General features: G+C 73.3%; 17 protein-coding genes. 7 read left to right on the top strand and 10 right to left on the bottom strand.

The genetic code is table 11. From position 1 onward, the window contains the following. Window positions 1–129: 129 nt before the first annotated feature. The 3 genes from SSP29_RS25100 (at window position 130) to SSP29_RS25090 (ending at window position 5,120) form a co-directional block, all read left to right on the top strand. On the top strand, window positions 130–3,174 hold the full coding sequence (locus tag SSP29_RS25100; protein WP_089103062.1) for an NACHT domain-containing protein: 3,045 nt from the start codon (window positions 130–132) through the stop codon (window positions 3,172–3,174). A gap of 84 nt (window positions 3,175–3,258) precedes the next feature. Further along, entirely contained in the window at window positions 3,259–3,930 is a 672-nt protein-coding gene (locus SSP29_RS25095) for a FadR/GntR family transcriptional regulator (protein WP_089103061.1), read from the top strand. Between the two features lie 152 nt (window positions 3,931–4,082). Then, window positions 4,083–5,120 carry a PAC2 family protein gene (locus tag SSP29_RS25090; protein ID WP_150134872.1) on the top strand — a complete coding sequence of 346 codons (1,038 nt, stop codon included), beginning with the start codon at window positions 4,083–4,085 and terminating at the stop codon, window positions 5,118–5,120. Window positions 5,121–5,183: 63 nt separating this feature from the next. Here the strand turns inward: SSP29_RS25090 and SSP29_RS25085 are convergent, their stop codons facing one another. From SSP29_RS25085 to SSP29_RS25065, 5 genes are all read right to left on the bottom strand, one after another. Beyond that, complete coding sequence (locus tag SSP29_RS25085) at window positions 5,184–6,119, bottom strand: SMP-30/gluconolactonase/LRE family protein (protein ID WP_089103060.1); 936 nt, start codon at window positions 6,117–6,119, stop codon at window positions 5,184–5,186. 252 nt (window positions 6,120–6,371) lie between these two features. After that, entirely contained in the window at window positions 6,372–7,601 is a 1,230-nt protein-coding gene (gene mshC / locus SSP29_RS25080) for a cysteine--1-D-myo-inosityl 2-amino-2-deoxy-alpha-D-glucopyranoside ligase (RefSeq protein ID WP_089103363.1), read from the bottom strand. A 92-nt stretch (window positions 7,602–7,693) separates the two neighbouring features. After that, complete coding sequence (locus tag SSP29_RS25075; protein WP_089103059.1) at window positions 7,694–8,509, bottom strand: SCO1664 family protein; 816 nt, start codon at window positions 8,507–8,509, stop codon at window positions 7,694–7,696. Beyond that, a complete protein-coding gene (locus tag SSP29_RS25070) occupies window positions 8,473–9,063 on the bottom strand; it encodes a DUF3090 domain-containing protein (protein ID WP_089103058.1) in 591 nt (196 codons plus the stop codon). The genes SSP29_RS25075 and SSP29_RS25070 overlap by 37 nt, the downstream gene beginning before the upstream one ends. 101 nt (window positions 9,064–9,164) lie before the next feature. Beyond that, complete coding sequence (locus SSP29_RS25065) at window positions 9,165–9,851, bottom strand: histidine phosphatase family protein (RefSeq protein ID WP_089103057.1); 687 nt, start codon at window positions 9,849–9,851, stop codon at window positions 9,165–9,167. 62 nt (window positions 9,852–9,913) lie between these two features. Between SSP29_RS25065 and corA the strand changes: the two genes are divergently transcribed. Continuing rightward, window positions 9,914–10,918 (top strand): magnesium/cobalt transporter CorA, encoded by a 1,005-nt coding sequence (gene corA, locus SSP29_RS25060; protein ID WP_167449999.1) that lies wholly within the window; start codon window positions 9,914–9,916, stop codon window positions 10,916–10,918. 30 nt (window positions 10,919–10,948) lie between these two features. Here corA and SSP29_RS25055 read toward each other — a convergent pair whose 3' ends face one another. Together SSP29_RS25055 and SSP29_RS25050 are read right to left on the bottom strand one after the other, a co-directional pair. Beyond that, entirely contained in the window at window positions 10,949–11,737 is a 789-nt protein-coding gene (locus SSP29_RS25055) for a ferritin family protein (RefSeq protein ID WP_089103056.1), read from the bottom strand. Window positions 11,738–11,965: 228 nt separating this feature from the next. Further along, a complete protein-coding gene (locus SSP29_RS25050) occupies window positions 11,966–13,021 on the bottom strand; it encodes an LLM class F420-dependent oxidoreductase (RefSeq protein ID WP_089103055.1) in 1,056 nt (351 codons plus the stop codon). 220 nt (window positions 13,022–13,241) lie between these two features. Between SSP29_RS25050 and SSP29_RS25045 the strand changes: the two genes are divergently transcribed. Together SSP29_RS25045 and SSP29_RS25040 are read left to right on the top strand one after the other, a co-directional pair. Further along, complete coding sequence (locus tag SSP29_RS25045; RefSeq protein WP_089103054.1) at window positions 13,242–14,225, top strand: aldo/keto reductase; 984 nt, start codon at window positions 13,242–13,244, stop codon at window positions 14,223–14,225. Next, window positions 14,222–16,495, top strand: coding sequence for a helix-hairpin-helix domain-containing protein (locus tag SSP29_RS25040; RefSeq protein WP_150134868.1), 2,274 nt, complete (start codon window positions 14,222–14,224; stop codon window positions 16,493–16,495). The genes SSP29_RS25045 and SSP29_RS25040 overlap by 4 nt, the downstream gene beginning before the upstream one ends. A 183-nt stretch (window positions 16,496–16,678) precedes the next feature. Here SSP29_RS25040 and SSP29_RS25035 read toward each other — a convergent pair whose 3' ends face one another. Then, window positions 16,679–17,401, bottom strand: a complete 723-nt coding sequence (locus tag SSP29_RS25035) for a hypothetical protein (protein ID WP_089103052.1) — start codon at window positions 17,399–17,401, stop codon at window positions 16,679–16,681. A gap of 47 nt (window positions 17,402–17,448) precedes the next feature. Here SSP29_RS25035 and SSP29_RS25030 point away from each other — a divergent pair, with 47 nt between their 5' ends. Then, entirely contained in the window at window positions 17,449–17,637 is a 189-nt protein-coding gene (locus SSP29_RS25030) for a DUF5703 family protein (protein ID WP_046732800.1), read from the top strand. Between the two features lie 85 nt (window positions 17,638–17,722). On the opposite strand, the gene SSP29_RS25025 is transcribed toward SSP29_RS25030, so the two are convergent. Together SSP29_RS25025 and chpH are read right to left on the bottom strand one after the other, a co-directional pair. Next, window positions 17,723–18,676 (bottom strand): chaplin, encoded by a 954-nt coding sequence (locus SSP29_RS25025; protein ID WP_089103051.1) that lies wholly within the window; start codon window positions 18,674–18,676, stop codon window positions 17,723–17,725. A 144-nt stretch (window positions 18,677–18,820) separates the two neighbouring features. After that, window positions 18,821–19,054, bottom strand: a complete 234-nt coding sequence (gene chpH, locus SSP29_RS25020) for a chaplin ChpH (protein ID WP_089103050.1) — start codon at window positions 19,052–19,054, stop codon at window positions 18,821–18,823. Window positions 19,055–19,172 lie beyond the last annotated feature (118 nt).

Below are 19,172 nucleotides of genomic sequence, written 5' to 3'. Positions count from 1 at the left end.
CCCGAACACTCCCGCACGCTCCCTCACACGTGTTTCGAACAGCGGGTTTGCCAAAGGTCCTGCGGCTAGAACGGGTCGTCACGGCACGACGGCAGACGGTGCCGGCACGGCACGACCCGGGAGCGGCGTATGCACGGCGGACGGCACAGTGCCCGGGTGCGGCGGCGCCTGGGGTTATCGGCGTGCGCGGCGGCGCTCGCCGCCCTCACGGGCGTACTGCGGTTCTGGTGGGACGACGCCGCCACCGAGGGCGTCCTGGTCTCGGCGATCGGCACCCTGGTGTCGGTCGCCGCGCTCCTGGCCGACGTGCTGCGCGGCGACGCCGACCCGGCCCCGCGGTCGGCCGACGAGGACCGGCGCCGGGCCGCCGACGCGCTGGCCGAGGCCGTACGGGAGCAGTGGGCGGCGGAGGCCCGGCTGCGGCGGCTCCAGGACCCGGAGCCGATCGAGGTGGGCTGGGCGCCCGCGGACCGGCGGCTGGCCGACCATCCGGAGAACGTCGGGCGCGGCGGCCGGATCCCCGCACCGCGGGCGCGGCGGGTCGAGGACCTGGCCGCGTGGTTCGCCGGTCTCCCCGGCCGGCGGCTGGTGGTCCTGGGCGGCCCCGGCTCCGGCAAGTCCGTGCTGGCGATGCGGTTCGTCCTCGCCCGGCTCGCCGCCCGGCGCCCGGGCGGACCGGTGCCGGTGCTCTTCCCGCTGGCCGGCTGGGACCCCCGGCACACCGGGCTGCGCGACTGGCTCGCGGACCGGCTGGCCGCCGACTACCGGCCGCTGGGCGCCGTCCTCGACGGGTCGCGCACCCTCGCCCGCTCCCTGCTGGACACCGGTCTGGTGCTGCCGGTCCTCGACGGCTTCGACGAACTGGCCCGGCCCGCCTACGGGGAGGCCGTACGGCGCATCAACGCCGAACTCGACGACGACCTGCCCCTGCTGCTCACCAGCCGCCGCGCGGCCTGGTCGGCCGCGGTGGCCGACGGCGACGTGCTGACCGCCGCCGAGGTCGTCGAACTCCAGCCCCTGGACCTCGCCCAGGCCTCGGCCCACCTGGAGCGGACCGCACGGCCGCTGCGCACGCCGGACGGGGCACCCGGCACCGTGTGGACGCCGGTGCTGCGGGAACTCGCCCGGCGCCCCCGCTCCGCTCCCGCCCGGGCGCTCAGCACGCCCCTGATGGTGACGCTGGCCCGCGCGGTGTACGGCGACACCTCCCGCGACCCGTCGGAACTACTCGACCGGGAGCGCTTCGCCTCGGTGGGCGCGGTCGAGGAGCATCTGCTCGGGGCGTTCGTACCGGCCGCCTTCGCGGACGCCGACCCGCGCACGGCCTCGGACGCGGTACGGCGGCTCACCCTGCTGGCGCGGGCGCTGCACCGGCGGGACACCGGACGGCTGGCGTGGTGGGAGCTGGAGTCGCTGCTGCCGCGGGCGCTGCGGGTGTTCGGGCCGGGGCTGCTGTCCATGGCCGTGCTGTCGGCGCTGCTGCTGCCCGTCACGGTCACCCGTGCCGTACACCGGCTGGCGGGGGTGGAAGACGTCCTGTCGCTGGTCGCCGCGCTGGTGGGACAGACCCTGGGCTTCGCCTTCGGGGTGGCGCGGCTGCTGCCGGACGGCGCGGACGGACCGGACGGCGGGCCGGCGGGCGGGCCGGACCGGCGGTTCCTCGTCCGGCAGGGGCTGACCGTCGTCGGGGTGACCGGGGCGCTGTGGGCGGCCGTCGCGTACGCCGACGACCTGCGGTTCGGCTTCCGCTTCGGCTCGGTGACCGACGGCTGGCTGCCCGATCTGCTCGGCGGGGGTCTGTTCTCCCTGCTGTTCACCCTGTTCTTCGGCACCGCCGGGCTGTCCCGGCGGCCGGTGCCGCTCGGTCTGCCGTGGAGCGGCGCCGGGGAACGCGCGACGGCCCGGCTGGGCGGGGCGGTCCTGCTGCTCGGCGGGGCGGGCACGGCGGGGACGGGGCTGCTGGGCAGGACCGGCGATCCGTGGCCGGTGCTGGTGGGCGTCACGGCCGCCGGTGCGGGGACCGCCCTGCTGGTGAGCGCCACCCGCCGGGCCGGCCGGGAGGGTGCGCTGCCGGCCCGGCCAGGCCGGGTCGTAGGGCGGTTCGCGGCGGGCATGGTCCGGGGCACCGCCGTCACGCTGCTGACCGGGGTCACCGCCTGCACGCTCGCGGGGCTCGCCGCCACGGGCGTGACCCTCCTCAAGTCCGGTGCCGCACCCGATCTCGCCGGACGGCACCTCGACGGCTGGCGGTTCACGGAACACGGCGGGGTCAGGACCGCGGCCACGGTACGGCCGGTGCGGGGCACGCTGCTGCTTCCCGGTGCCGGGGCCCGGCCGATCGCCTACCCGCGGGGCGCGGAACCGCCCGACTGCACGATCCCGCTGGTCCCGGAGCGCCGATGCGTCCCCTTCCAGTCCCGGGAGACGGAGTTCGAGTCCCGGGGCGGAGCGGTGACCGTGCGCCTCGCCGCGGCCTCCGCACGGCCCGCGGCGCATGAGCCCGCCCGGCCGTCGGCCCACGGGCCGGTGACGGTCGCGTACGCGGCCGACCTGCGGTCGGTGCTGCCCTCGGACGCCCGTGCCTGGCTGACCCAGGGCCCGGCGACGGCATTCGCGGCCCGGTGCCTGCCGCCGTTCGTGGCCGCCGGGGCGCTGGTCGGGCTGGTGGGCGGGTGCGTGTGCGGGGTCTACCGCGCGCTGAGCGTGCCGTCCGACACCATGCGCGCGACCGGCCCCGCGTCCTCCCTGCGCACGGACCGCACGGCGTCCTTCACCCGCGGCGGTGTCGTCGCCCTGCTCGTCGCCTGCGTCTGCGTGCCGGTGACGTTGCTGCCCGGCGACTGGGGCGGACTGGTGCATGTCGGCACCCAGTTGTGGCTCCCGCTGGGCACCACGGCGGTGGCGCTGAGCGCCTGGGGCCGGTTCGCGGTCGCCCGGGTCTGGCTCGGGGTGACCGGCGCGCTGCCCTGGCGGCTGATGGCATTCCTGGAGGACGCCCACCGGCGTGGCGTCCTGCGCCGGTCCGGGGCCTGCTTCGAGTTCCGGCATCTGCGGCTGCAGTCGCACCTGGCGCACGACGGCGTCCCCGCCTCCGGCCCGGCCGACGCCCCGCCCCGGCCCCGCGAGGCGCCCGGCGAACCGGCCGGGGAGCGGGGCGGCCGGCCCCTCCGGTAGTCGGCGGGCCACCGGCTGACACGGCCTGATCAGGCCGCATAATGGGGCTGAGACATCGGATGTCTGGGCGACAGGGAGGCCGGTATGGCAGTCACCGACGAGGCGATCGAGAAGATCAAGGACATGATCGTCTCCGGTGCGCTGCGCCCCGGTGACCGGTTGCCCAAGGAGAGCGAGCTCGCCGCCGAACTGGGCCTGTCCCGCAACTCGTTGCGGGAGGCGGTACGGGCCCTGTCACTGATCCGGATCCTGGACGTCCGGCAGGGCGACGGCACGTATGTCACCAGCCTGGACCCGCAGTTGCTCCTTGAGGCGATGAGCTTCGTCGTCGACTTCCACCGCGACGACACGGTCCTGGAGTTCCTCGCGGTGCGCCGGATCCTGGAGCCGGCCGCCACCGCGATGGCCGCCTCCCGGATCAGCGAGCAGCAACTGGACGCGCTCGCCGCCCAGTTGGACGCCCTCGGCACCGCGCCCTCGGTGGAGGAGCTGGTCGCCTGCGACCTGGAGTTCCACCGGGGCATCGTACAGAGCTCGGGGAACTCGGTGCTGTGCTCGCTGCTTGACGGGCTGTCCGGGCCGACCACCAGGGCCCGGATCTGGCGCGGCCTGACCCAGGAGGACGCGGTCGCCCGGACCCTGCGCGAGCACCGGGCGATCCTGGCCGCACTGCGCGACCGGGACGCCGAGGCGGCCCGCTCCTGGGCGACCGTGCACATCGCGAGCGTGGAGCAGTGGCTGCGCAGCAGTCTGTGAAGCGCTTACCGGCTTCCCGAGGTCAGGGGTGTTCGAGGGCGGCGAACGGGGCAGTGATCCGTTCACTCCCCCGTGCAAGGGGGCTGCGGGCGCCCCCGCCTCACGCCGTAAGGTTGGGGCGTACGCGAGGGCACGTCGGAAGGAGGCACTGGGTGATCGAGCTGGAGGGGGTTCCCGAGCTGATCGACCCAGTCATGGTGGCCGCGTTCGAAGGCTGGAACGATGCCGGCGACGCCGCCTCCACCGCGGTCGCGCATCTGGAGCGGGAATGGAAGGGCGAGGTGTTCGCGGCACTCGACGCCGAGGACTACTACGACTTCCAGGTGAACCGCCCCACGGTGTGGATGGACGCCGGCGTGCGCAAGATCACCTGGCCGACGACACGGCTGTCGGTGGTCCGGGTCGGCGGCGCGAAGCCACGCGACCTGGTGCTGGTCAGAGGCATCGAGCCGTCCATGCGCTGGCGCTCGTTCTGCAACGAGCTGCTCGGTTTCGCCCATGAGCTGGGCGTCGAGCTGGTGGTCGTCCTGGGCGCGCTGCTCGGTGACACCCCGCACACGCGTCCGGTGCCGGTCAGCGGGGTGACGTCGGACCCGGACCTGGCCCAGCGGATGGACCTGGAGGAGACCAAGTACGAGGGCCCGACGGGCATCGTCGGCGTCCTCCAGGAGGCGTGCACGCATGCGGGCGTCCCGGCGGTCTCGCTCTGGGCGGCCGTCCCGCACTACGTCTCCCAGCCGCCCAACCCCAAGGCCACCATGGCCCTGCTCAACCGCCTTGAGGACCTGCTCGACCTGCGGATCCCGCTGGGCGAGCTGCCCGAGGACGCCCGCGCCTGGCAGGTCGGGGTGGACCAGCTGGCCGCGGAGGACAGCGAGGTCGCCGAGTACGTGCAGACGCTGGAGGAGGCCCGGGACACCGCCGAGCTGCCGGAGGCGTCGGGTGAGGCGATCGCCCGTGAGTTCGAGCGCTATCTGCGGCGCCGGGACGTGAGCCCGCCCGGCTCGCCCGGCGGTCACGCCACGGCGGACGGCAGCGACAGCGCGTCGTACCTGCGGGACAACCCCGGCGGCCGGACCCGCCCGCCACGGGCGCCGAAGCCCGACACGCCCGGGACCACGGAGAATTCCGGGGAGACCGGCGATTCCGTGGACCCTGGCCCGGACGGCGAGGACACCTCCGAGGACTGAACAGGGGCGGTACGCGTAGTGCGTACCGCCCCCTTTTTTTGTTCTTCATTCGGTTTTTCGGCGTCAGGCGCCGACCGCGGTGACGGAGTACGTCGTCTCGGACGTCGGCGTGGTCGTGAAGCGCGCGTTGGGCAGGTAGAGCCGGCCGCCGTACGCGGCGACGGTGGTCGGGACGTCGAAGGCCGGGTCGGTGATCCGGCGCTGGAAGACACCGCTGCGGCCGTCCGCGGCCAGCCGGAAGACGTCGATGGCGTTCTGCCGGTTCTGTACGGCGTACAGCGTGCGGCCGCGGACCAGCAGGCCGTCGCCGTTGACGAGCGGGGCCGCGTCGCCCAGGTCCACGGCCTCGGTGATCCCGGTGGCCGGGTCGACGCGGTGCAGCAGACCGACACCGGCCTGGACGACGAGGAGTGCGGAGCCGTCGGGGGTGCGGGCGATGCCGTTGGCGTTGATCGCGCCGTCGGCCGACTGGACCCAGTCGCCGGTCAGCGGCAGCCGTACGACGTCCCCGGCGGCCGGGAGTTCGCCGTTGCGGCCGAGCGGGAGGCCGTAGAGCACCGGCTGGTACGACTCGGTGAACCAGGCGGCACGCGGGGTCAGCACGATGTCGTTGGCGAAGCTCGGGGCGGCGGTGGCGAGGGTGTAGGAGGCGAGGGTCTCGCCGCTGCGGGCGTCGACCACGCGGGCGCCGAAGCTGCGCGCGGCCACGAACAGGCGTCCGCGAGGGTCGAGTTTGAGGCCGACGGCGGGGGTGCCGGGGCCGGTCGAGATCACCTTGCCGGTGCCGGTGCGCAGGTCGGCGCGGTAGAGGGAGCCGTCGACGAGGGAGCCGAGGTAGGCGTAGGGGCCGGCGCCGATGGTGATGCCCTCGGGCTGCCAGCCGTCGGGGAGGGCGAGGGAGGTGGGCGCCGCCGCTTGCGCGTGGGGGCCGAGGGTGAGGGCGCCGAAGGTTGCCGTGCCGAGGGTGAGCAGGCGGCGTCGGCTTAAGGGGTGGGCCACGGGGGTGCCTTCCGCGTGGGGGGGGCCGGCAGTTGGCCGGTCCGTTCGGTCAACTGACCGTAATAGCCCACCACATGGGTCACATTGAGCACACCCGCGTTGGGGGATCGACAGGGTTTCGACAGTTGGGGGGTGCGCGTCGAAAGTTGTCTGCGGGTGCGTTGTGGTTGCTCGCGCCCACGCGGCGGAGCCGCATATTGATACAGCCCCGCGCCCCTAAAAGACAAAGACAGGGGCGCGGGGGGGCGCTTCTTATAGGGCCACGCCCAGCAGGGCGTCCACGGCTCGCGATGCGACACCCGGTGCGCCCGTGTCCGTGCCGCCCTGGTCCTGCTGGAGTGCTGCCCAGCGGTCCACCGCCGCCAGTGCGGCCGGGGCGTCCAGGTCGTTGGAGAGGGCCTCGCGGATCTCCTCCACCAGGGGCTCGGCGGGCGGGCCGTCCGGGCGGGAGACCGCCGCGCGCCAGCGGGTGAGGCGTTCCTGGGCGTCCCGCAGTACCTGGTCGGTCCACTCCCAGTCGGCGCGGTAGTGGTGGGACAGGAGGGCGAGGCGGATGGCGGCCGGGTCGACGCCGTCCTGGCGGAGCCGGGAGACGAAGACCAGGTTGCCCTTGGACTTGGACATCTTCTCGCCGTCGAGGGCGACCATGCCGGCGTGGACGTACGCCTTGGCCATCGGGTACTCGCCGGTGAGCACCTGGGCGTGCGAGGCGCCCATCTCGTGGTGCGGGAAGGCCAGGTCGGAGCCGCCGCCCTGGACGTCGAAGGTCATGCCGAGGTGGTCCAGGGCGATCGCCACGCACTCGATGTGCCAGCCGGGGCGGCCGCGGCCGAGGGAGCTGCCGTCCCAGCTCGGTTCGCCCTCGCGGGCGGCCATCCACAGCATCGGGTCGAGGGGGTTCTTCTTGCCGGGGCGGTCCGGGTCGCCGCCGCGCTCGGCGGACAGCAGCCGCATCGCGGCCGCGTCGAGGCCCGAGACCTCGCCGAAGTGGGGGTCGGACTCGACGGAGAAGTAGATGTCGCCTTCGAGTTCGTAGGCCGCGCCGAGCTCGCGCAGCCGCTCGACCAGCGGCACGATGCCGGGTATGGCCTCGACCGCGCCTATGTAGTGCCGCGGCGGCAGCATCCTGAGGGCGGTCATGTCCTCGCGGAAGAGGGTGGTCTCCTTCTCGGCGAGGGCGACCCAGTCGACGCCGTCCCGCTCCGCGCGCTCCAGGAGCGGGTCGTCGACGTCCGTCACGTTCTGGACGTAGTGCACCTGCCGCTTGGTGTCGAGCCACACGCGCTGCACGAGGTCGAACGCGTTGTAGGTCGCCGCGTGCCCCATGTGGGTCGCGTCGTACGGCGTGATGCCGCAGACATAGATACGGGCGACGGGACCGGGGTCAAGGGTGACCAGACCGCCGGTCGCGGTGTCGTGGATCCTCAGGTCGCGGCCCTGACCAGGCAGGGCGGGGACCTCGGAAGCGGGCCAGGCATGCATGTACATGAGCGTAACCGGACCCGAGTTCGGTATACGAACCGGACGGCCGGGAAGGCGCTCTTGATCTCGGGCCCGGAGTGTGCTGCCAGGCCCTATACGGGCGGCCAGGGGATGGCCGGCCACTCGCCGCTGGGTTCCGGGTGCTTGCCGGCGGTGAGCAATGTCTCGACACGCGCGCGGGTGGCGTCCAGCTCGGCCGCGGTGATCAGTTCGGCCAGCCGGGTCCCCAGCGGCCCGCCGAGGGCCTCGTGCAGCCCCGTGAGGACCTCGACGGCCTCGCCGGTGAGGTCCTCCCCGGCCCAGCCCCACAGCAGGGTGCGCAGCTTGTTGTCGACGTTGAAGGTGACGCCGTGGTCGATGCCGTAGAGCCGGCCGTCGGCGGTGGGCAGCAGGTGGCCGCCCTTGCGGTCGGCGTTGTTGATGACGGCGTCGAGGACGGCGAGCCGGCGCAGCCGTTCGTCGTCGGCGTGCACCAGCAGCGCGGTCCTGCCCTCGCCGACCTCGGCGAAGCCGATGGCCTTCCAGCCGGGCTCGGGCTCCTCCGCGTCCACCAGGGCGAGCAGTTCGCTGCCCTCGGGGTCGACGTCGATCCACAGCTGGACCATGCCCTCGCCGTACGGCCCGTCGCGCAGCACGGTGGGCGGGACCAGGTCCCAGCCGGTGGCCGCGGAGACCTCGTAGGCGGCCACCTCGCGCTGCGCGAGGGTGCCGTCGGGGAAGTCCCACAGCGGGCGCTCCCCGGCGACCGGCTTGTAGACGCAGGACGCCTCCTCGCCGTCGTGCGCGACCGTGCAGAACAGCGCCGCGTTGGAGGCGTCACGGATGCGGCCGCGTACCTTCAGCTCACCGTGGGCGAGCAGCTCGGCGGCGGTCACGCTCCGCGGCGGTATCCGTTCTGGCGCGGACATACGTGTCCTTCCGGGTCGAGCGGGAGGCTGCACAGCGGGCACGGCGGCCGCCCGGCGTTGACGACGTCGAGGGCGCGCTTGCAGAAGGCCCTGGCCTGCGCGCCGGTCAGCCGGACCCGCAGCATCGGGGGCCCGTTCTCCTCGTCCTGGAGGAGCCGCTCCTCGGCCTCGGCGAGGTCCTCCTCGGAGTCGGCGTCCAGCTCCACGAGGGCCTGCGCCTCGACGATCATGCGCTCTTCCTCGCCGTCCCAGGCGAGTGCCATGGTGCCGACGCGGAACTCCTCCTCGATGGGGGTGTCCAGCGGGGCGCTGTCGGCGATCTCGTTGGGTGCGACGGCGGGGACGGAGGCGTTGCCGCCGCTGCGGCGTACGACCTCGTCGAGGAGTTCGTCCATGCGTTCGGCGAGTGCGGCGACCTGGGTCTTCTCCAGGGCCACGCTGGTCGTCCGGGGGCCGGCCGTGGCCTGGAGGAAGAACGTACGGCGTCCGGGCATCCCGACCGTGCCCGCGACGAAGCGGTCCGGCGGATCGTAGAGGAACACCTGACGGGACACGTCCTGTCTCCATGGGAATCGAGAGTGCATGGCATTGGGGGTCGGCGACACGACCGGTGGGGTCGCTTACGTGGATCGCTTCACCCTACTGCGGCTGACGATCACGGCGCGCCGGCGCCGCCACCGACCGCGGCGTCTTCCCCGGGAGGTTCCTCGCGGGGGGCGAGCGAGGCGAAATCCCCGGTGTCCCCGAGACGAACGAGAAACGGCCTGAGGCGGGTGTAGCGGATCGCGGTGATCGAACACGGTTCGACGGAGATCCGCTGGAAGAGGTCGAGATGCAGCCCGAGCGCGTCCGCGACCAGGGACTTGATGATGTCACCGTGCGAGCACATGAGATAGACGGCGTCCGAGCCGTGGTCGCGCTCCACGCGCGCGTTCCACTCACGGACCGCCTCGGCGGCGCGGGTCTGCATGGCCCGCATGGACTCGCCGCCGGGGAACGCCGCCGCCGACGGATGGGCCTGGACGACCTCCATCAGCGGCTCGTCCCTGAGCTCGGCGAGCTTGCGGCCGGACCAGTCGCCGTAGTGGGCCTCCCCGATCCGCTCGTCGGTGTGCGCGGTGAGCCCGGGGCGGGCGTCGAGCAGCGGGCGGAGCGTCTCCTGGCAGCGTTGCAGCGGGCTGGTGACGATCTCGGAGATGGGCAGCCCGGCGAGCCGGCCGGGCAGCGCGGCGGCCTGGGCGGCCCCGCGTTCGTCGAGGGCGACGCCCGGCGTCCAGCCGGCGAGCACACCGGAGGTGTTGGCGGTGGACCGTCCGTGCCTTACGAGGATCAGCGTGGGCATGCGGCCCAGGGTAGGCGCACGCCGAAGTGCACAGCCGGGCGGGCGACGGGAGAATACGCTCCGTGATCGTCGATTGCGCCATCTACCGGGACGGGGAGCGGACGGAGACGCCGCAGGACTTCTCCGACGCCCTCGCGGAGGCACGCGCGCGTGGCGACAGCTTTCTGTGGATCGGCCTGTACGAGCCGACGGAACGCGAGTTCGACCTGGTCACCGACGAGTTCGGGCTGCATCCGCTGGCCGTCGAGGACGCCCTCACGGCTCACCAGCGGCCCAAGCTGGAGGTGTACGACGACTCCCTGTTCGTCGTCCTGAAGCCGGTGACGTACGAGCCGAAGAGCGACACGGTGACCTCCGGCGAGCTGATGATCTTCATCGGGGACTCCTTCGTGGTCACCGTGCGCCACGGGACGCCCTCGCCGCTCGGCGACATCCGGCGGCATCTGGAGGAGCGGCACGAGATGCTGAAGCACGGGCCGACGGGGGTGCTGTACTCGATCTCCGACGCGGTCGTGGACCACTACCTGGAGGTCGCGACCGAGCTGCAGAACGACCTGGAGGAGCTGGAGGCGGAGGTGTTCTCGCCGAGCGGCGGCGGGTCCCGGCACACCGCTTCGCGGATCTACACCTTCAAGCGGCAGATCCTGGAGTTCCGCCGGGCGACGGTGCCGCTGGCCCTGCCGATGACCAAGCTGGCGGGGGTGGGCCCGTACGGCAGCGGTATGGCGGTGCCCTTCGTGCAGGAGTCGGCCCGCCCGTTCTTCCGGGACGTCAACGACCATCTGATGCGGGTGAACGAGAACGTGGAGGCGCTGGACCGGCTGGTGTCGGACGTCCTCGGCGCCCACCTCGCGCAGATGAGCGTGCGGCAGAACGACGACATGCGGAAGATCTCCGCGTGGGCGGCCATGGCCGCCGTCCCCACGTTGATCGCGGGGATCTACGGCATGAACTTCGACCACATGCCCGAGCTGCACTGGATCTGGTCGTATCCGGCGGTGATCCTGTTCATGGCCTGCCTGGAGCTGATGCTGTACCGGATGTTCAAGCGCCGCGGGTGGATGTGAGCGGTCTCCGCGGGGCGGTCCGGCCCGGACTCAGGCGAACTCGGGTGCGGGTGTCGGGGGCCCGCCCAGGGCGTTCCTGCGCTCCGGCATCCGCAGCGAGACCATGCGGCGCCAGCCGGCGGCGCGCTCGTAGGCGTAGACCGCGTGGATGCCGCACGCGAGGAGCGCGGACCTGGTCCTCCGCCAGCCGAGGATGCGGCCCATGCGGGCCATGACGGCGAGGCTGACGTCCCGGTGGATGCGGATCTCGGCGAGGGCGCAGGCGCGGAGGGTCCGCTGGATGGTGCGGCCGTGCCCGGCGGCGGCGAAGCTCAGCAGTTCCTCGTGGCAGTAGGCGAGGTGGTTGTCCTCGTCGCCGGAGATCACGCGCACCGCGCGGCCCACGTCCTGGTGGTCGGCGAAGTACCGGCGCAGCAGCTCCATCTGCTCGGAGGCGCGCTGCTCGGTGACCCGGCTGTGGGCGAGGTAGGTGATGATGTCCGGCACGGTGAGCGGCCGGTCGGCCCGGAGCCGGTCGTGGGCGAGCCCGATGCCGTGCCGTTCCAGGATCATCGTGTAGTCGGTGTCGGCCGGCACCGGAACGGGCGTCAGCCCGCGCTTCCTCAGCAGGGCGTGGAAGATGCGCCCGTGCTTGTCCTCGTCGGCGCCATGGCGGGTGATCTTGGGGGCGAGGTCGCGTTCGCTCCGCGGTACCAGCGCGGCGATCCGCGCGTTCTCCCAGCCGCCCTGGGACTCCCCGCCGGCCGCGATGGAGCAGAAGAGCCGGAAGGACTCGTCGTTGTCGAGGATCTCCTGGAACAGACTCCTGGCCGAAAGCATCGTGGGCACCTCTCCGGAGGCTCACCAAACCCGTAAAGAACGAGTCAAATGCCGCATCGGAGTGGCTGCAACAGGTGTCCGGGCGAACTCGGCCGAAAGGAGGAGGACCGGGGTCACACCGGGGGCGTAACCGCGCGGGCACCGGCGCGTTGTTCTGCGTGACGGCCGTGGCGGGGAAGACCCCCGAGCCCCCACCACGGCCGCGGACTTCTCTCACCTCTCAGGTGTTCACGCGAGCCCGGCGCGCTCCAGGGCCTCGGCGCCGGCCCGCAGCGAGGCGAGCCGCTCGTCCAGGGCGAAGCCGGCGGGCGCGAGGGAGAGCGTGGTGACCCCGGCGGCCGCGTAGGCCTTCATCCGGTCGGCGATCCGGTCCACGGAACCGAGCAGCGTGGTCTGGTCGATCAGCTCCTGCGGTACGGCGGCCGCGGCCCCGTTCTTGTCCCCGGACAGGTACTTGTCCTGGATCTCGGCGGCCTCCCGCTCGTAGCCCATCCGCTGGGCGAGCTGGTTGTAGAAGTTCTGCTTGCGGCTGCCCATGCCGCCGACGTACAGCGCGGTGTAGGGCCGGAAGGTGTCGGCGAGCGAGGCCACGTCCTTGTCGTCGCCGACGGCGAGCGGCAGCGTCGGGCAGATGTCGAACCCGTCGAGGGTCTTGCCGGCCTTCTCCCGTCCCGCGCGCAGATACCGGACGGCCGTCTCCTCCAGGTGCTCGGCGGAGGGGAAGATCAGCAGCGCGCCGTCGGCGATCTCGCCGGTCTGCTCCAGGTTCTTCGGGCCGATGGCCGCGATGTAGACCGGGATGTGCTCGCGCTCCGGGTGCACGGTCAGCTTGATCGGCTTGCCGGGGCCGCCCGGCAGCGGCAGCGTCCAGTGCTCGCCCTCGTACGACAGCCGTTCCCGGCTCATCGCCCGCCGCACGATCTCCACGTACTCGCGGGTGCGGGAGAGCGGCTTGTCGAACTTGACGCCGTACCAGCCCTCGGAGACCTGCGGTCCGGAGACGCCGAGGCCGAGCCGGAAGCGGCCGCCGGAGAGGGAGTCGAGGGTCGCGGCGGTCATCGCGGTCATGGCCGGCTGCCGGGCGGGGATCTGGAAGATGGCCGAGCCGACGTCGATGCGCTCGGTCTGGGCGGCGACCCAGCTGAGCACGGTGGCGGCGTCGGAGCCGTAGGCCTCGGCGGCCCAGCACACGGCGTACCCGAGCCGCTCGGCCTCCTGCGCCACGGCCAGATTGTCCCCGTCCATCCCGGCGCCCCAGTAGCCGAGGTTGATCCCGAGCTGCATGGCCGTTCCCCTTACCGATCAGTAACGTCGCTGTTGCGAAGACCTTAGCGTGAGGCGCCCCGAAAGGGGCGCGGGGAACTGCGCGCTCAGCCCCCACCGGCCCGCAGCCTGCCGACGGCCGAAAGCCCACAGCGAAGTTACCCGTCCCACCCCTTCTGCCATGGAAATCGGTTATCCACAGGCAACCCAACGCACCAGCTCTGGCCAGTAATCTCGCGGCATGGAGCAGAGGCATCTCGGCCGCACCGGCCTGCGCGTGTCCCGGATCGGACTCGGCACCCTCACCTGGGGCCGGGACGTCGACGAGCACGACGCCGCGGACATGCTGAAGGCGTTCTGGGAAGCCGGCGGGACCCTTGTCGACACCGCGGACGTGTACGGCGACGGAGAGGCCGAGTACCTGCTCGGGCAGCTCATAGAAGGGCTGGTGCCGCGCCGGGACCTGGTCATCTCGACCAAGGCGGGCAGCGTCCCCGACCCGGACCGGCGTTTCAACGGCTCGCGCGGCCATCTGCTCGCCGCGCTGGACGCCTCGCTGGCCCGCCTCGGCACCGACTACGTCGACGTCTGGCACGTGCACGCCTACGACCCGGACACCCCGCTGGAGGAGACCCTCCAGGCCCTCGACCTGGCGGTCAGCACCGGCCGGGCCCGGTACGCCGGGGTCTCCAACTTCTGCGGCTGGCAGCTGGCGAAGGCGGCGACCTGGCAGCTCGCGGCGCCGGGCACGCGCACCCGGCTGGCCAGCACGCAGCTGGAGTACTCGCTGCTCCAGCGGGGCATCGAGCGCGAGGTGCTGCCCGCCGCCCTCGACCTGGGCATCGGCCTGCTGCCGTCCTCCCCGCTGGGCCGGGGCGTGCTGACCGCGAAGTACCGGCACTCCACCCCCTCGGACTCGCGCGGTGCCTCGGAGCATCTGGCGCTGTTCGTCGAGCCGTACCTCGACGACACCGCGACCCGGATCGTGGACGCGGTGCAGACGGCGGCGGACGGGCTCGCGGTCACCCCGCTCCAGGTGGCGCTCGCATGGGTGCGGGACCGGCCGGGCGTGGCCGCGCCGATCGTCGGCGCGCGCAACGCGCAGCAGCTCGCGGGGGCATTGTCAGTGGAGGCGCTTACTCTTCCTGACGAGATCTGCCGGGCGCTCGACGACGTGTCGGCGCCCGTGCACCGCTATCCCGATCACGACTGGAGCACGCTGTGAGCACGGAGCCGGGGCTGGGCGCCAAGCCCGAGGCCGACGAGGACACGACGGCCGGGGGGACGGCGGAAGCCGGCGACCCCACCGCCGACACGGCCACAGCGGGCGGCACGACGACTGCGGGGACCGGCGCGCCCGGGACCGGTGGAGCGGACGGCGACGACGACGCGGGGGCCACCGGATCCGGCGCGGTCGGCGCCACCGGTGCGGCGGGCGCGGGCGGATCGGGAAGTGCCGTGCCGGACGCGGGGAGCGGCGAGGCCGCCGGGGGCGACAGCGCGGCTCAGTTGTCCGAGGCCGCGGCCGAGTTGGCTGCTCAGCGGGTCGAGCGGGAGCGGATCGCGCAGCGGAAGGCCGAGAAGAAGGGGCCCATCGAGAGCGGGACCAAGCTCAGCGGGACGGCCGCGGATCTGCTCGCGGCGATCCGGGCGGTGGAGAGCGGGGACAAGCCTGCGGCCACCGTGTTCGCGGACCCCGAGCCGGCCACGCGCCGGGCCCCGGCGCCCGAGCCGGTCCGCAGGCCCGAGTCGGCGCCCGCCACCGCCGCACCGGCCATGCCCGCCGCGCCCGCCGCGGAGGCGGTCACGGCGGTACGCGGGGTGCTGACCGACGGCGGGGCGCCCGAGTCGCTCGCCCCCCAGGTCGCCGCCGCTCTCGGCGAGGGCGCGGACACGCTGCTGCGGGAGGACCCCTGGCAGCTGCTCCGGGTCACCGGCGTACGGCCGGACCAGGCCGACGGGTTCGCGCGGGCGCTGCTCGGCGCGGAGTGCGGTCCGGACGACGAGCGGCGCGGCCGGGCGGTGACCGGCTGGCTCCTGGAGCAGGCCGCCGTGGCCGGGCACACCGCGCTGGAGATGCCGGCGCTCACGGCCGCGCTCGCCCAGCGGGCGGTGCCGGACCCGGAGGAGGCCGTGCAGGGCGCGCTGGCGGAGGGCGAGGCGCTGGTCTTCCAGGACGCCCTGGATCCAGGCGCCCCGGAGCCCGAGGACGACGAGGAGGAGCGGCCGGTCCGGGTCCTGGTCGGCCTGGAGCGGTACGCGCTGGCCGAGGAGAGCCTCGCCGACGGGCTGGCCCGGCTCGTCAACTCGCTGGCCAAGGACGCCTCGGAGCTCTGGGAGGCGGCCGCCGCGGCGGCCGCCGGCGGCGCGGCCGAGCTGGCGCGTGCCGTCGCCGGGCACGGCCTGGTGCTGCACACGGGCGGCGAGGCGGCCCGCGCCGAACCCGCGGCCCTGCTGACCGCCGCCCGCGCGGCCGGACTGCGCGCCTTCGCGGCCGCCCACACCCCCGACGGCAGCCGGCGCCTCACGAGCGGCGAAGGAGCCGTCGGCACCGTCGCCGACCTGCTCGCCGGCGTCACGGGCCCCGGCCGGGACGCGGACGGCGCCCTGGATCTCGACCTGCTCATCGTGCTGGACGCGCCCCAGCTGGACGTGGAGGGCGCGGCCATCCTCGTGGAGGCGCTGCCCGACGGGGCCCGGCTGGTGCTGAGCGGGGATCCGGCGATGCTGTGGTCCGCGGGTCCCGGGCGGGTCTTCGCCGACCTGCTGGCGGCCCGCGTGTGCCCGCAGATCGCCTCCCGCACGCCCGACCCCGGCCCGCTCGGCGAACTGGTCTCCGGGATCGGCGTCGGCGAGCTCACCCAGGTCGAGGCGCCCGGCAAGGAGGTCGTGATCGTGCCGGTGCGGGACGCGGGCGAGGCGGTGCACCGGACGGTGCAGCTGGTCGCCGACTCCGTTCCGCGCGCGATCGGCGTCCCCGCCGAGCAGACGGTGGTGATCACCCCGGGCCACGGTGGAGCGGCCGGCACCCGCGCCCTCAACGCCGCCCTCAAGGAACGGCTCAATCCGGGCCCCGGCCGCTTCGGCGGCTTCGACCCCGGTGACCGGATCGCCTACTCCCCCGCGCCGGGCCGTACGGTGCCCGGCCAGGTGGTGAAGGCCGACGCCGACGGGCTGCACCTGTCGTGCGCGGGTGCGCCGGTGGTCGTGCCGAAGGAGCGGGTGGAGCAGTCCGTCCGCCACGGCTGGGCCCTGACCGCCCACCAGGCGGCGGGGAGCCGCTGGCCGGCGGCGGTCGTGGTGCTGCCCGGGGACGCGGTCCAGTCCCTGAGCCGCCCCTGGGTGTACACGGCGTTCAGCCGGGCGGAGCGCCACCTGTCGGTGGTCCACGGAGTGGACCAGGCCCTGGCGAAGGCGGTGGCCGAGTCCCTGCCGAAGCCGCGGACGACCCGCCTGCCGCTGCTGTTGAAGACGCAGGTCCCCGCAGCGAACTGACCGTTTCCGCCGGCGGCTCCGTCCGGGCACGAGCCGACCCCGCCGCACGGTCCCTGTCCCGCCGCCGGATCTGCTCCCGCCGCGACGGCGATCAGCCGCAACGGCGCGGGCCGGCGGTGCCCATCCGGTCTCAACCCTCGGAAGGCACCGCCGGCCGACCGGCGAATCAGCGCTCGGCGTCCATCAGCGCTCGGCGTCCAACGGCTCCAGATCCTCGTCCTCGTCCAGGTCGAGGTCGTCGTCCAGCTCGTCGGCGCCCCCGGCGTCCTCACCGTCCTCGCCGTCCTCCGTGTCCTCGTCGTCGAAGACCGCGCTGACGTCGAAGCGGCACACCACCCGCTGCGGATCGACGCCCTCGAAGGGCACCTCCAGCCACTCGCCGGGCTCGGCCGGCTCGTCCGCCGCGGTCACCCACAGCGTGGAGTCGCCCTCCTCCAGGCCGAACTCCTTGTGCCGGGAGGCGATCTCGTCCGGTTCGAACTCGCCGAACAGGACGCCCAGCGCCCCGTGGATCGTGCCGGCGGCACCCTCGTCCGCGCCGGGGCCGTCGTCGTACTCCGCCGCCTCGACGCGCTGGGCCTGGGCCAGCAGCCGCTGTGGTTCCGCCACGGCGTAGTCGCGGCGGATCAGCACGCTGATCGCGTTCGGTTCCTCGGGGCCCGCGTACGGTGGCAGCGAGTCGTCCGTACCGGGGATCTCGAAGGGCGTGACCTCGTCGTAGCGGTCGTAGAGAAGCTCGTCGTAGACCTCGGCGGCCGCGGCCAGCTGGTTGAACGCCTCGTATACAGCCGGGTCGTCCTCCCCCGACCTGCGTTCGACCGCGGCCAGATGGCGGTCGAGCGCGGTCTTGACCGCCTCGGCGGCGGCGCGTACCTCGGCAGCGGTGGGCTGCACAGCATCAGACATAGTGCAGACGCTATCCGTACCGGGCACCAGCCCGCACAATAGATGCGATGCCGGAATACGAATTTGTCGACGTGTACGTACCTCGCGGGGTGTCCCGCAAGGAGGCCACACGTCTACTGACGGACCATGCCGAGTACGGACACTGGGAGTTGGACCGACTGAGCCTGATGCGCGACGGCAGCCGCAGGGTGCGGTTGCGCCGGCGGATCATCCGCCAGGTGCGTGCCACATGGTGAGACTGGCCGACTGACGGAAGGGGCCCCGTGTCGACGGGGCCCGTCCCGTTCCACGCACCGGTCGCGGCGCGTCACGCTCCGTGCGCTACGCCGCGGCGCGCGCCCTGCGGTACAGCACGGCGCCCGCGAGCAGCGCACCGGCGCCGGCCGGGAGCGCGAGACCCAGTGGCAGGTCACTGCCGGTGTGCGCGAGCTGCGCGGCGGTGACGGGCCGGCTCACGGAGACGCTGCCCAGCGGGTGGACGAGGGTGGCGCCGCGGGCACCGGTCGGGACGGTCCTGCTCCCGGAGTGAGCGGGGGGCATGCCCGGGTGCACGCCCGGAGCGCCCGGGTGTCCCGGAGTCCCCGGGTTCCCCGGCCTGCCCGGCGTTCCGGGGTTCCCCGGCTTCCCGGGCGGCGTGCTGCCGTGCCCGCCGTGCGCAGGAGGCGTGCCGTGCCCGCCGTGGCCGGGCGGCTGCGTGGGGTGACCACCGCCGGGAGACCCTGGGTGTCCCGGGTGTCCTGGGTGCCCCGGGTGTCCGATGTGTCCGGAACCCCCGTCGTTGGCGCACTCGTTGCCCACGGCGGTGTTGCCGACGCCGATGACGTCGACGCTGTTGCCGCACATATTGACCGGAACGTCGACCGGCGCCTGCGCGGTGTTGCCCGAGCCGACACCGGGCGAACCTGCGGTGTGCCCCCCGGCGGGCGAACCCCCGTGGCCGCTGTGACCGCCGTTGCCGCCGTTGCCGCCGGGACCGCCGTACCCACCGTGGTCTCCGCTGTGGCCGTGGCCCGCCGAAGCACCGCCCCCGCCGCCGTGGTTGGCGCACTTGTTGCCCATCGACGGGTTCAGGGCGCCGACGACGTTCACGGTGTTGCCGCAGACGTTCACCGGCACGTGCACCGGCGCCTGCACCGTGTTGCCGGAGAGCACGCCGGGTGAGTCGGCGGCGGAGCCGACCGCCCCCGAGTCGGCGTGGGCGTATCCGCTTGCCGCGGCGATCACGCCGGTCGCCGCGGCCACTGTCATAAGGCCCTTACGGGTACCCTGTCGCATTTCTGAATTCCCCTGCCTCGGATCCTGACCTTGCATTCCGCACGGACATTCGTTCGGAAAAAGCCCGCGGAAAAACCGGTCGGCCCCGGAGCGCATGGCGCGCGCTCCGGGGCCGACGGGAAGACGCCCCTCAGGGAGTCGGCGTCACTTGTTGATGCAGGTGTTGCCGAAGGCGGGGTTCAGCAGCCCGATCACGGAGATCGTGTTGCCGCAGACGTTCACCGGGACGTGCACGGGAACCTGGATCACGTTGCCGGAGACGACACCCGGGGAATGCATGGCAGCGCCCTGGGCACCCGAGTCGGCGACGGCCAGGCCCGCACCCGCGAGAACCAGACCACCAGTGGCAGCCGCAGCAGCGACGACCTTCTTGAGCATTATTCCTCCTTGTTGGCAATGCGATTCGCAGTAGCGGATCACATCTGGAGTAACGAGGAGGGAGTAATGGAGCTACGAGCTTATCGTCGCATTCACTCTTCTCATTCGGCCTCGTACA

The organism is Streptomyces hyaluromycini (genome assembly GCF_002217755.1).
In the GTDB taxonomy this organism is placed as follows: domain Bacteria; phylum Actinomycetota; class Actinomycetes; order Streptomycetales; family Streptomycetaceae; genus Streptomyces; species Streptomyces hyaluromycini.
The sequence above is the reverse complement of the archived record's forward strand: the minus strand, read 5'-3'. Positions and strand labels throughout refer to the sequence as shown.

What these genes read in the sequence shown, in the direction of transcription:
- SSP29_RS25030 (WP_046732800.1), top strand. Translation starts at nt 17,449, where the DNA reads ATGCCGGAATACGAATTTGTCGACGTGTACGTACCTCGCGGGGTGTCC.
- SSP29_RS25035 (WP_089103052.1), bottom strand. Translation starts at nt 17,401, where the DNA reads ATGTCTGATGCTGTGCAGCCCACCGCTGCCGAGGTACGCGCCGCCGCC.
- SSP29_RS25075 (WP_089103059.1), bottom strand. Translation starts at nt 8,509, where the DNA reads ATGTCCGCGCCAGAACGGATACCGCCGCGGAGCGTGACCGCCGCCGAG.
- SSP29_RS25045 (WP_089103054.1), top strand. Translation starts at nt 13,242, where the DNA reads ATGGAGCAGAGGCATCTCGGCCGCACCGGCCTGCGCGTGTCCCGGATC.
- SSP29_RS25065 (WP_089103057.1), bottom strand. Translation starts at nt 9,851, where the DNA reads ATGCCCACGCTGATCCTCGTAAGGCACGGACGGTCCACCGCCAACACC.
- SSP29_RS25055 (WP_089103056.1), bottom strand. Translation starts at nt 11,737, where the DNA reads ATGCTTTCGGCCAGGAGTCTGTTCCAGGAGATCCTCGACAACGACGAG.
- chpH (WP_089103050.1), bottom strand. Translation starts at nt 19,054, where the DNA reads ATGCTCAAGAAGGTCGTCGCTGCTGCGGCTGCCACTGGTGGTCTGGTT.
- SSP29_RS25100 (WP_089103062.1), top strand. Translation starts at nt 130, where the DNA reads ATGCACGGCGGACGGCACAGTGCCCGGGTGCGGCGGCGCCTGGGGTTA.
- SSP29_RS25095 (WP_089103061.1), top strand. Translation starts at nt 3,259, where the DNA reads ATGGCAGTCACCGACGAGGCGATCGAGAAGATCAAGGACATGATCGTC.
- SSP29_RS25050 (WP_089103055.1), bottom strand. Translation starts at nt 13,021, where the DNA reads ATGCAGCTCGGGATCAACCTCGGCTACTGGGGCGCCGGGATGGACGGG.
- SSP29_RS25025 (WP_089103051.1), bottom strand. Translation starts at nt 18,676, where the DNA reads ATGCGACAGGGTACCCGTAAGGGCCTTATGACAGTGGCCGCGGCGACC.
- mshC (WP_089103363.1), bottom strand. Translation starts at nt 7,601, where the DNA reads ATGCATGCCTGGCCCGCTTCCGAGGTCCCCGCCCTGCCTGGTCAGGGC.